The following is a 12,151-nucleotide window of genomic DNA, read 5'->3' on the forward strand; positions in this document are numbered from 1 at the left end:
AATGTTCGAACATTTCCGCTGACATGGCGTTGTCTACCCACTTCCCTCATCTATTAAAACCTCACGATGCGGTTCTGGCTGCCGATAGTCGTGATAATGATTCTCAATATCACCTTGACCTAATGATAATGGTTATCAATCGCATTGTCAACCCCATTCTGCTCTCCCCCTTTCGTAGGAACAAAGTAGCGCGGTTTGTCGGCAAGTGGGGCCCTCGGGACCGGCACCGTTCGACACCCTTTCCAAGCGGGCTCCGATACAATGGAAAAAGGCAAATGATGTGGAATCTTGTCTGACCATGTACCGAACAAAGGAGCAGAGAACCTGATGCCGATCCAGTACGGAGTATTGAAATGCAAGGCTGTGGACTGCCGCAAAGGCGTCCCCGAGAATGCCCATTACCAAGTGCACGCGGTTGCCGAAGGGGAAGACTTCCGGCTGGCCGTCAATGTCCGGTCGCAGCTCAGTCCTTCCGAGCTCCTCTATTATGCGGACGAGCACTTCCAGCATGCCGTTACGGAGAAGCTCGCCGAGCTTCCTTACGGCTTCACGAAGCTGGAGGGTCGGCCCGGCGGAGCGGCCCTGGACTTTATCCGCAGCAACCTCTTCGACCCGAAGGATATGGTCCCGCTTCCCTTCGAGATTCCCGGTCAGGATAATGACCTCAACGAAAAATGCGACTTTTATATCCGCCGCGCCCTTGCCGTGGAAGATGCGGTGCTCTACGTATTCGGCGAGGAGTGGGGACCCGAACCGGACAAGCCCGACAAGATCTTCGGCTTCAGGCCCGGCCACGGGGTGCACAATATTCATATGAATCAGGGCAACCATGCCAAATTCCAGCAGGATGACGGCGTGTATCAGGATGGGGCCCTGCTCATCCACTTCCCGTCGGAGGGACGCTGGATCGGGCTGTTCCTCGCCTTCCAGTCGCAGACGTGGCATACGGACGACCGGACCGGCCACCGGATCGGCGAGCCTGTCCCGGCGCCGGATAAGCCGGACCGGCCCGGAGGCAAGCCGTCGGAGCCTGACGGCCCCCTGTTCATCGTCGGCGCGGTGGTACGTCCCGAAGGGGCCGTCGGCGAAGGCCGGGAGAGCGTGACGCTCCTCAATGCCTCGCCGGAGCCTGTAGACCTCGCCGGCTGGTCGCTGGCGAACCGGAACAAGCAGAAGCATCCGCTGGGCGGCGTTCTGGCCCAGGGCCAGTTCCTGACGGTGCCGCTGGACCGTGCACCCGGCGGGCAGGAGTTCCTGCGCAACAAGGGCGATATCATCACGCTGCTTGACCCGGACGGTCTCAAGGTGCATGGCGTGTCCTACACCCAGGGACAAGTGCGGGAGGGCTGGACGCTGCTGTTCTGACCGGGGGAAGACAGCGCTGCTCTTCGCACAGGACGCCCCGGGCTGCGACGGACCGCGTGAAACGAGATTGAGACGGTCACCTGTCAAGCGGGGCCGTCTCTTTCGGCTGCAGCTTTTTATCATAACGCCTATCCGTTACACTCTTACCTCGCTCTCAGACAAGCCGCAGCAACAGGATACATCGTGTCCCTGCTCTCCATCTTCTGTCCTCCGCCGTCCGTGGGCTCAGCCCTGCTGACCGGCAGCGGCCCGTTGTCGGGCACGTTTACTTCGGCCATGCGTCCCTTCCCTTCCAGCTTGTCCTGCCTATTTATCCATGCAGCCCGGAATCGATTCCATTATGCAGTCCGCCGCATACCAAAGAACCGGCCACTCCCCAAAAAGGGAATGACCGGTTCTTGCCTACAGCCGCACCCCGCAGCTTAGATAAAGAATCCTGCCGTTGCTACAATCACCAGCAGAATGTAAAGCACCAGAATCACGCCTGTCGAAGTAAAACCGGTACCTACGCCGCCACCGCATCCGCCTGCAAAACCCATGTCGGATCACTCCTTCGGTAAGATTGAGCTGCCGGGCCGCGCTCCGTCCCCACTGCTCTTGCTTACAATATATGTACCTTCAAGGGATCCGATTGGACGAAGGCCCGTGCTGAACAAATTCTCAGAAGCAGAGCCGGGCGGCTGCCCTGGAGAGGGTTGCGGGGGAAGGGATTCCGTCCATGGGGCCGGAGGCGGAGGAAAAGCGGACCTTATCATACCTGGGAGGCCGATCGATGTATCTCCGGTCTCTGCCGGGCTTACCGCTGCTCCCTCTCCGCCTCTTCTTCCGCCGCCACGAGCATCAGCGCCAAGCCCTGTCCGTAGAGGGTCGGATGGCACGGGATGCGGCCATAGGCCTCCACCGATTCCATGACCGGCGTGCCTCCCGATACGCCCCGCACCTCCCCGTTCTCCGCCACGCGGTCCAGAACGGCAGGCAGGGCGCGGTCCGCTGCCGTCCGCAGCTCCGGCTCCAGCAGCCCGGCGCGGATACCGAGCAGCATGCCGCAGGCAATGCCGGCGCTGCCCGAGGTCTCTTCGTAGAAATCCGGCCGGTCCAGGACGGTGGTCCACAGTCCGCCGGGCCGCTGGTATCCGGCCAGGGCCCGCATCAGCCGGCGGTAGCGGCCGAGGCTCTCGTCCGTGAGGGAGGCCAGGCCGGCGAGCTCCTTATGGATCATCGGCACGGCGGCCGCAATCCAGGCATTGGCCCTCGTCCACCGGGCCGCCGACATATGGCTGCCTTCCCCCGAGTTCCAGCCGTGGAAGAGCGCCCCTGTGGCCTCATCCTGCAGGAGCCTCAGGTGCAGATCCACCTGATGGACGGCTTCCCTGGCATACGCTTCGGAACCGGTCAGACGGGCTGCTCTGGCGAGGAACAGCACCGCCATGAAGACGGTATCCGCCCACACCTGCTCGGGAAAGCTCACGTTCTCGGTGACCGTATGCTCGAAGGCGCCCTCCCGGGTCCGGGGGGCCTCCCCGATCATCCAGTCGGCCGTCCGCACGACGGCATCCCGGAGAGCTTCCTCCCCCGTCTCTCTGTACAGGTCCGGATAGACCGCGAACGGCGCCATGGCATTGATCACCCGGGCGGAGGCGGCCTTGGATCCGTTGCGCTCCACCCACTGCAGCAGCTTCGAGCGGACCGCCTCCCGCCCTTCCGGACGCCCATACTCCAGCAAGGCGATCACCCCCACACCGGGCACCCAGTCCCACTGGTTCAGGTCGAGTCCCCAATTGCCCGTATGATCCTCCAGCATATAGCTGCAGATCCTCTCTCCGGCTGACGCCCATTGCATTCCTGCCGACCTCCCCGATACGCGGCCACAGCCGCAGAATTGGCTACTGTCTTTACTATACCGGAGGACGGGACGAAGCACGTGGGGAGGGGTCGTCAGTCGTGTGGGGAAAAATCCGGATTCCCCCTTCCTTCGGCCGCGCGGGACCGTTAGAATGAAGCTGTGAAGAGAACGCTTTCCTTAAATATGCAGGAAAAAGACCGAACAGACGGAAGGAGGCACGGCCACGAATGGATGCCCATCTGCACGAGGAACCGATAGCGCCGCTGAACCGGGAGCGTCATCCGACCGACGAGGTCACGAATGCATTCCTCTCCCGTTACCCGGTGCACTGCCGGCTGAGGGAACAGCCGCTCGGCCAGATGCACCTTCACAGCCATCACGGATACGAGCTGTATTTGTGCCTCAAGGGGAGCGGGGTGTTCCTGGCCGGAGACGGCATCTATCCGATGGCTCCCGGCTCGCTGACACTCGTCGCCCCTCATGTCCTGCACCTGCCGCGCCCGGCGCCCACTGAGCCCTTCCACCGGTATGTGCTCTCCCTCGGCGAACCGCTCATCGACCGGCTGCAGGCCCATACGGCAGGCTTCGCGGAGGCCGCGGAAGCCCTCTGGGGCACGCCGCCGGCTCCATGCACCCACCGGCATCTGCCCCCGGCCCTGCTGCTGGAGGTCCGGGCGCTCCTGGCCTCGCTCGAGAAGGAGACGGAGGAGCGGCGGCCGCTCTTCCGTCTGGCGGTGGAGCATCTGATCACCGGGCTGTTCCTCACCCTTGCCCGGGCCGGGCTCCAGCCCGCTTCCGAAGGACCGTCCGGCGCCCTCTCCGATGAAGAGCTGGCGGGCCAGGTGCTGCAGGTGCTTGCCCGCCGGTACAACGACGACACGCTGGAGGTTGGGGAGCTGCACCGCAGCTTCCACTTGTCGCGCTCCCGTCTCTTCGAGCTGTTCCGGCGCACCACCGGCTACACCATGAACGGCTTCCTCACCGCCTACCGGCTACACAAGGCCAAGGAGCTGCTGCGCCGCACGGCGCTGCCGGTCACGGATATTGCAGGGGAGGCCGGGTTCGGGGATGTATCGCATTTTTACCATACCTTCAAAAAACACACCGGCCTCACCCCTAAAGCCTACCGTTCCCTGCTGCAGCCCTAAGCCGACACACGGCGCTACACAGCCGTCGATGCGGTTAAACGGTGGACCGTTCGACAAGGGAGAACGGCAGCTCCCGCTGAACGATCTCCCCCCTGCCGGTGAGCCGTTCATGGAGAAGACGGAAAGCCGCCCCGCCCATATCGGTCAACCCATTGTCGATCGCCGTCAGGTCGAACATGCGTGAGATGGGCTGATTATCGAATCCGATGAGCGCCAGATCCCCGGGGATCCGTACGCCCTGCCGGGCAGCTTCCGACATCAGGCCCACAGCCACTTCGTCTCCCGTAACAATCAAGGCGGTAGGCCGCTCGTTCATGGCCAGCACCCGCTTCAGCAGCTGCGCTCCGTCCTCGATCGTGAAACACCCCGGCAGCACCCACGCTTCGCGTGCGGGCTCGCTCCACTTGGCCAGCATATCCGCATAAGCCCTCCGTCTCTCCCGGGAGCTGGAGCTGCCGCCCCGCCCCAGGGAGAACCCGATCCGGCGGTGTCCCCGCCTGTGGAGATAGTCCATCGCCTCCCGGAAGCACCGGTAGTGATCGATATATACGGCGGATACCTGCTTGGAGCCCGGCCGCTCGCAGACGACCAGCGGACCGAATGCCGCATAGGGCTCCAGCCTCTCCCACTCCAGCGCCCTGGAGCACACAATCACACCGTCGAGCCCCTTCATCCGCAGCCTCTCCAGCATGCCCACTTCCCTCTCCGTCCGGTAATCCGTCTGGCAGAGCACGAGCTGGACTCCGGCTTCCAGCGCTTCCCGCGTGATGCCTTCCAGAAGCATCGTGAAGTAGGGATGATGGATATAAGGAAGCAGCACGCCGATCATCCCCGATCTTCCTTTGATGAGCTGGACCGCATTCAGGTTGCGGGAGTAATTCAGCCTGCGGACCGTATCCAGGACCGCCTGCCGCTTCTCCTGCGCCACGTGGGGATGGCCATTCAGCACCCGGGACACCGTCGAAACCGAGACTCCCGCCTGCCTGGCAATCTCTTTGATATTCGCCATTGTCAGCTCTCCCTTCCCAGGTCCGTCCTTCCTTCAATGCTATCCATTGTACCGCGGCCCTGCCGGACATTACCAATGCTTCATCTGCCGGTTGACATGAAATGCATTTCATATTCTACACTGAAGGAGCAGTACCCCGCAGGCCGGCGTTACCTTCGGAGGGCGTGACGGCAGCGGATTTTCCCTCGAACACCCGCAGGCTGCAGAAGACTTCCCTTCAGGGTAAAATGGAAACCACCGTTGTTCCTATTCGTTTCGTGTTGGTCATAGTCGGATTATATCGATATAAGCTTCACTAAATAAAAGAAGGCCCCGGAGCACCAGCCCCGGGGCCTTCTTGAATGACAGACCGTCAACCTGCCCTGCAGCCTCCTTTAGGATGAGGCCGGCTTCGAACCCGCTTCCCCAGCCGCCGCCAAAGCTTCCGCATGCTGCAGGTCCTTCGCATCAATCCGCCCGTCGTGGTTCAGATCAAGCCGCGAATCGTAGCCGGCCTGCCCGGCCGACGTGCCGAGGTGCGAGGAGATCAGCGCCGTGTCCTCCTTATCCGTCCGCCCGTCCCCGTTCAGATCGGCGCTGTCCGCATACACGGTCAGCGTCACGGGGGTCGGCACCGGGTGCATGGCGCCCCGGCTGTCCGTGAATACCGAGCCCCCGGCCAGGGTGAAGGTTCCCTCGCCCGGCTGCAGCACCGTGAATCGCAGCGTAATCAGGCCCGGTGAGCCGCTGATCGGAGGCTTCGGTTCCAGGAGCGTGCCCTTCAGGCCGATTCGGCCCGGAGTGGACAGGTACTTCGACAGCTGCACCGTCTTGTTCTCCGTCCCGAACTCCGGGTGGAGGAAGATGTGGTTCAGCTTGAACCGGCTCCGGTCGTAATCCAGCTTGAGCAGGAAGCCCCGCAGATCGGCAGCATCCCGGGCACGCAGCCGAAGCTCCAGCTCCGAGCCCGCATGGAGGAAGCCCGGCTTCGCCTGCAGCGTGACCGTCCCGCCCGCCGGAACCGGAGCCCCCGGCGTGCTGACCTTCACGCTGGGATTGTCCGCGCTCACGAGGCCGGACCGGTCCGTCGCGGCTATCGAGAAGGTATACGTCCTGCCGGCAGCAAGTCCGGTGGCCTTGTATGTGTACACCGCGGCCCCCACGGTTCCGAGCGGCTCTCCGTCACGGTAGATCGTGTAGGCCTGGACGCCGCCCGGAGCTGCTGCGGCCTGCCACTGCAGAAGGGCACTGTCGTACGTGACCCCGCTGACCGTCAGCGCCTCTCCCGCCGGCCAGACCGGCGGGCGGGTCCCCCCGCTGCCGGTCTCCAGACGGAAGAGCGTGCGGCCGACCGCTTTGTAGAAAGTACCGTCCCTTAGCCCATCGACGCCGTCCGCCGAAGCGAGGCGCTGCGCGGCCCCTTCCGGGCTAAGCACATACAGCTCATTGCGGTCGGAATAGAACGTCAGCGTTCCGTCCGCCGCAAGACCGGAGATCCGCGGATGGCCGTGATCCTCGTAGGAGGTCGCCTGCGTCACGGTGCCGTCCGGGGACCGCAGGAAGATCTGCCTCGAACCTGCGGCATCCCCCATGCTGCGGGTGAAGGCGGTCCAGCCCCCGGCCGCCTCGTAATCCACCGCTCCGTCAAGCCGCTCCCCTTCTGCCCCCGCGGGGCTCAGCACCGTGCTCGAGGTTCCGTCATACTGAACGATCGCGCCGCCGCTGGTATAGAGGAGCCTGCCGCCTTCCCATTCCGGCTGCTCATACCTCTTCCCGTCCGGCGGCAGGAGCAGGGGCTCCAGCGCCCTGCTGTCCGCCCGGAATGTGTAGAGTCCCGTTCCATCGGAGAGGATGAGCCCGCCGGAAGCATCGGCATCGGCCCCGCTCAGCCCGTTCACCGCGATCGGCGTTACCGCTCCGGTCCGGGTATTCAAGTGGTAGTAAGCGTTCCGGTTCTCTTCCACCGCCGCGAAGACCGCGTGCTCCCGCTGCCGCAGCAGCCACCAGCCCTCGGCGGCCCGGACACCGGCCGTCAGCTCGGTCAGCTTGCCCTGCCGCCACAGATAGAGCCCCTTGGGTTCTCCGCTTCCGCTGGCGTAGGCGGAGAACAGCACACCGTCCGGCGTCAGGGTATGCTCATCGGTGACCGCTTCCGGATCGGCGAACACCGGAATGTCTTCGCCTCCCGCCCGGCTGCGCAGCACCAGCGTCCCATCGCTGCGGATGAAGAGCAGCCGCTCCTGGTCGAAGCCCACGATGCGTCCTTCCGCTTCCGCCTCCATCACCAGCGCACGGCCCGACTCGACATGAACCGGTCTGCGTACCGAGACCGTCTGTCCTTCGTCGTCCACAGCGGTGACTTCCACTTCCACCCGCTGCCCCTCATAGGCCGAGAGATCAAGGGTCTGGTCGACCTGCGCTCCTCCGGCCGCCGGAATCTCCACCGGCTTAAGGCCTTCGATATGCAGCCGGATCGATACGGCCGGCTGTCCGCGGTCGTCGGAAACCGCCCCCTTCACCTGAAGCCCGCCCGATCGGACCACTTCCTCGAAGAGCGGGGCAACCAGCTCCACCTTCGGCGGCTCCGTGACGAAGGGCCGCTGCGAGGTCGTGACGGTGACCTGCGGGTTGTCCAGGCTGCGGTTGCCCGCGCCGTCTCTGGCCTCTACCGAGAAGCTGTAGGTGCGCCCGGGTTCCAGGCCCTCCGCCACATAACCGGCGGCCGGGTCCGCGGCCGCTGTCAGCAGCTCGCCGTCCCGATAGATGCTGTAGGTCAGGGGCTCTCCGGAATCATCCTCGGCCCCCTGCCACTGCAGTCTCACGTGGTCGTAGGTCACGTCCGTCACGGTTAAGGCCGCTTCCTCCGGCCAGACCGGCGGAAGCTTGTCGAGCTTCGTGCTGATGCGGAATAAGGTGTCTCCCAGCGCCTTGTAGAACGCTCCCCCGCGGTAAGCGTCCTTCCCCCGGCTGGAGGCCACGGCTACCGGCTCCGTCTGCGGTCCGGCGAGGTACAAGCGGCCGTTATAATAGAAAGAGAAGGTCCCCTTCTCCGTCAGTCGGCCGAGGGCCGGATGCCCGCCCACATTCGCCGCTTCCCGCACCTCTCCGTCCGGCGACTCGAGATAGATCGCCCGGCCTGTTTCGTCGCCTTTGGTATAGGCGATCCATCCCTGATTGGCCTGGTAATCCCGGTAAGGCACCACTTCCGCTCCTCGCTCGATCTCTTCATCCGTATAAGGCGGACTGAGCTCCGTTACCGCCCCGCCGTCGAACTTGGAAATATTGGAGTGATACGAGAAGAGCAGCCTGTCCCCGTCCGCCACCGGATTGCTGTATTCGTAGGATTCCCACCCATCAAGACCGAGCAGCAGGGTCCGCGTGCCGGTATCCGGAGCAAAACGGTAGATGCCGTCCGTATCGAAGAACACCAGGTGCCCTTCAGGCGTAATATCGGCATGATAGATGGACGAGCCGATCACCTGGCGCTCCCCGGTCTCCGTGTCGAGATAGTACGTCTGTGAGAGCGGGAATTCGTCATACACCGCATGCTTCCCGGAGACCGCCCGCCAGGCTGCACTGCGTACGGAAGCCCCGGAGGCCAGAGGGGTCAGCTTGCCGCCCTGCCACAAATAGAGCTCCTGGTCCGAGAACGAGCCGGCCCGGTACAGGGAGAACACCGCTCCGCCCGGCACCAGCTTCTGCTCAAGCGTGGTCCGCCCCGGCTCGGCGAAGACCATGGTGTCCTCCGTTCCGCCGCGCTGGCGGATCCGCAGGGAGCCGTCCCCGGCCGTATACAGGATCCGGCTGTCGTCAAAGTCGGCAATCTCGCCCGGCACCTGTTCGACCTCACTCAGATAAGGACTCATCTCCACGTGCACGATGCGGGTCTCTTTTACAACATTGCCTTTGCCGTCGTCTGCGCTCACATGGATCTCCAGCTTGCGCCCGTCAAAGGCCCGGGCATCGAATTCCTGGCTGACCTTCGTCCCTCCCTGGAAGGAGCCCAGCACCAGCCCCGATTGGTATTCGGTTACCTTGACCGTCAACGCGGGCTGCCCCGTATCGTCGGACGCTTCCGCCGTTACAAGGAACAGGCCATCCCGGGTCACATAGCCGGATGAAGGACCGGTGACCTTCAGCTGCGGCGGCTCATCATAGACGAAGCTCTGGCGGGCCTCGGCACTACGGCCTCCGGTATCCTCCGCGCGGACGCTCAGCTCCTTCGCTCCTTTGGGGAGCCCTTCGAGGGAGAGGGGGCCCGTCCAATGGCACTGCGCATAGATGCAGGTCTTGGTCAGGGGAGCCTCCCGCTCACCCACCCGCGCTGTAACCCCTTTCACATCAGTGGAGCCCGAAACCGCGGCCTTCACCTGCAGTACCGTGCCGCTGGGCATCCCCTGGCCGGGAGCAACGATGCTGACCGTCATAGCCCCGGCAGCGTGGATCTGCGCAGGAAACAGCAGCATCAAAATCAGGCCGTACACAGGGCCTTTTCGGGAACGAATCATAGACTTCAACTCCACCTGTCCTCTCTAAATTAGATACATATTGTATCACAGTGGGCAATCTTATTCTGGATGTTCATATATTCGACACAACTTTTCAAAATCCTTCCACCCACTTTAGAGCGACGACATCTCCATTTGTTATTCACCACATTGAACGGTGCAAAAACGCCTGAAGGGCCTTAGCCTGACTGATATTTATCAAATTCCTGAGTTTTTTGAATACGCTTTCTTAAATTCGGTCTAAAGGGAACGGCTGCCATACCGTCGTGCCGCCTCCATGCGATGGAAACAACTTGCCGTGGATCATCCCCCCGAGGCGTACTATGATGGGCATACAAGCAAAGACACAGCAAAGGAGCGGTAACCTCATGAAAATCATCAAGACGCTCGTGACCGCTGCCGTTCTGGCGGCAGCTTTGCCTTCTGCGGGACCGGTCACCGCCGAGTCCGCCGGACGAATAAGTCTCGGCTATCTGTATGGAGGCTCGACCTCCTCTTACATTACGCAGGTGGACCGCACGCAGGGAGCCCTCAACCGGGTATCCCCCAGCTTCATCGATATTGGGGCGGACGGTTCCCTCAAGTGGGCCGATGGCATACAAAGCTTCACCAAAACGATGCATGCCAAGCAGGTTAAGGTAGTGCCCTTCCTCAGCAACCATTGGAGCCGTGAAGCGGGACGCCTGGCCTTGGCGAACCGGGAGGCGCTGGCGCAGGAGATGGCGGACAAGATCGTCAGCCTGGGTCTGGACGGCGTGAACGTGGATATTGAGAATGTGACGGACGAGGACCGCGATGCCTTCACCGATCTGGTGCGGCTGCTCCGGGAGAAGCTCCCCAAGGAGAAGGAAGTCTCCGTCGCGGTGGCGGCCAATCCGAACGGATGGACGGAAGGCTGGCACGGCTCTTACGACATGAAGGCTCTGGCCCAGTATGCCGATTACATTCTGCTCATGGCTTATGACGAATCCTACGAGGGCCGGGAAACGGCCGGACCGGTAGCCAGTATCTCCTGGGTGGAGAAGTCGGTGCAGCAGGCGCTGAAAAGTGTTCCTTCGCAGAAGCTCCTGCTCGGTATCCCTTTCTACGGGCGCCTCTGGAGCGAAGACGGCTCGATCAAGGGACTCGGGATCTCGAACCGGAAGGCGGAGCAGCTGGCTGCTTCTTACGGCGGTTCCGTGATCTTCGACGCCGACACCCAGTCTCCCGTGCTTAACTTCTATCTGCCCGAGGGCGGATCGCCCGTAAGTGTAAGCTACAAGCCGCTCGCAGCCGGACAATCCTATACGGTATGGTATGAGAACGAAGAATCGATCAAGGAGAAGCTGGAGCTCGTCAGCAAGTATAACCTCAAAGGCTCCGGGGTCTGGAGCATGGGCCAGGAAACGGCTGACACCTGGGGCTACTTCGACAACTGGCTGAACCGCAACTATTTTGCGGATACCGAGGGCCACTGGGCGGTGGAGGAGATCCTCGCGGCTGCCGATAAAGGCTGGATGAACGGCATGACCTCCGGCAGCTTTGCGCCTGATGCCTCCTTGACGCGGGCACAGGCGGCGGCCATCCTGGTGCGCGCATTGGACCTGAAAGCCGAAGAGGGGATACCGGCGGCAGGGTTCACGGACGTAGCCGCCTCCCACTGGGCTTACCAGGACATCAGCACTGCGCGCAGTGCAGGCCTGATTGACGGCGTCGGCGGCGGCCGGTTCGATCCGGAAGCCCCGCTGACCCGGGAGCAGCTCTCCGCCATGCTGGTACGGGCCCTGGACCTCAAGGCGTCGTCCTCGGCAGCCCTGCCGAGCTTCCAGGATGTTGCAGCTTCCCGCTGGTCTTCCGAGGCCATTCGTACGCTCGCCGGCTACGGCATCGTCAGCGGCTATCCGGACGGTACCTTCCGGGCCGCCCAGCCGACGACACGGGCCCAGATGGCCGTTCTGCTGAGCCGCGCCTCCCTTCAGCTCGAGGAAGCGTCCGAAGAACGGGTTGCATCCTCAGCCGATGCCGATTCGGAAACGTCCAAGTAGACCTTGACGAGATAGACCGGGTTTATTATAGTATCCGTCTGCAGGCGCGAAAGCATACAGGATGCTGTCATCCGCCCCGTTTGGGGCAAGCTAAGGAAGCGGGAAGGAATCCCGCTTCCTTATTCGTACATACAGGCAGCCAACCTTCCGCCTGCCTCCATGCGGGCGGACCAATCATGTCCCCTCAGCCGTTGGATCCGGCCTCTTCGGGACCCGGCTTCTTCCATCCAGATACCGGCCCCGCACGGCTCTGAAGCCCTGCAGTGAGGCTCCTT

Annotated in this window: 8 protein-coding genes; 3 read left to right on the forward strand and 5 right to left on the reverse strand. The window is 62.8% G+C overall.

Annotated features, from left to right (window positions below; all coding sequences use genetic code 11):
- The first annotated feature begins 288 nt into the window (after window positions 1-288).
- Complete coding sequence (locus PM3016_RS41245) at window positions 289-1,365, forward strand: DUF2278 family protein (protein WP_337999615.1); 1,077 nt, start codon at window positions 289-291, stop codon at window positions 1,363-1,365.
- 143 nt (window positions 1,366-1,508) lie between these two features.
- On the opposite strand, the gene PM3016_RS41015 is transcribed toward PM3016_RS41245, so the two are convergent.
- From PM3016_RS41015 to PM3016_RS34060, 3 genes are all read right to left on the reverse strand, one after another.
- Entirely contained in the window at window positions 1,509-1,643 is a 135-nt protein-coding gene (locus tag PM3016_RS41015; protein WP_016363047.1) for a hypothetical protein, read from the reverse strand.
- Window positions 1,644-1,787: 144 nt separating this feature from the next.
- Window positions 1,788-1,904, reverse strand: a complete 117-nt coding sequence (locus tag PM3016_RS37760) for a hypothetical protein (RefSeq protein WP_014372513.1) — start codon at window positions 1,902-1,904, stop codon at window positions 1,788-1,790.
- A 257-nt stretch (window positions 1,905-2,161) separates the two neighbouring features.
- The gene (locus tag PM3016_RS34060) at window positions 2,162-3,205 is read right to left on the reverse strand and encodes a glycoside hydrolase family 88/105 protein (RefSeq protein ID WP_014372514.1); all 1,044 of its coding nucleotides are present in this window, start codon (window positions 3,203-3,205) and stop codon (window positions 2,162-2,164) included.
- A 230-nt stretch (window positions 3,206-3,435) separates the two neighbouring features.
- Here PM3016_RS34060 and PM3016_RS34065 point away from each other — a divergent pair, with 230 nt between their 5' ends.
- Entirely contained in the window at window positions 3,436-4,356 is a 921-nt protein-coding gene (locus PM3016_RS34065) for an AraC family transcriptional regulator (RefSeq protein WP_014372515.1), read from the forward strand.
- 34 nt (window positions 4,357-4,390) lie between these two features.
- On the opposite strand, the gene PM3016_RS34070 is transcribed toward PM3016_RS34065, so the two are convergent.
- Both PM3016_RS34070 and PM3016_RS34075 read right to left on the reverse strand, forming a co-directional pair.
- Entirely contained in the window at window positions 4,391-5,365 is a 975-nt protein-coding gene (locus PM3016_RS34070; RefSeq protein WP_014372516.1) for a LacI family DNA-binding transcriptional regulator, read from the reverse strand.
- A 374-nt stretch (window positions 5,366-5,739) separates the two neighbouring features.
- Window positions 5,740-9,852, reverse strand: a complete 4,113-nt coding sequence (locus PM3016_RS34075; RefSeq protein ID WP_014372517.1) for a fibronectin type III domain-containing protein — start codon at window positions 9,850-9,852, stop codon at window positions 5,740-5,742.
- 368 nt (window positions 9,853-10,220) lie between these two features.
- On the opposite strand from PM3016_RS34075, the gene PM3016_RS34080 reads away from it, so the two are divergent.
- Window positions 10,221-11,876 carry an S-layer homology domain-containing protein gene (locus PM3016_RS34080; RefSeq protein WP_014372518.1) on the forward strand — a complete coding sequence of 552 codons (1,656 nt, stop codon included), beginning with the start codon at window positions 10,221-10,223 and terminating at the stop codon, window positions 11,874-11,876.
- Window positions 11,877-12,151 lie beyond the last annotated feature (275 nt).

The organism is Paenibacillus mucilaginosus 3016, assembly GCF_000250655.1.
Lineage (GTDB): Bacteria > Bacillota > Bacilli > Paenibacillales > NBRC-103111 > Paenibacillus_G > Paenibacillus_G mucilaginosus.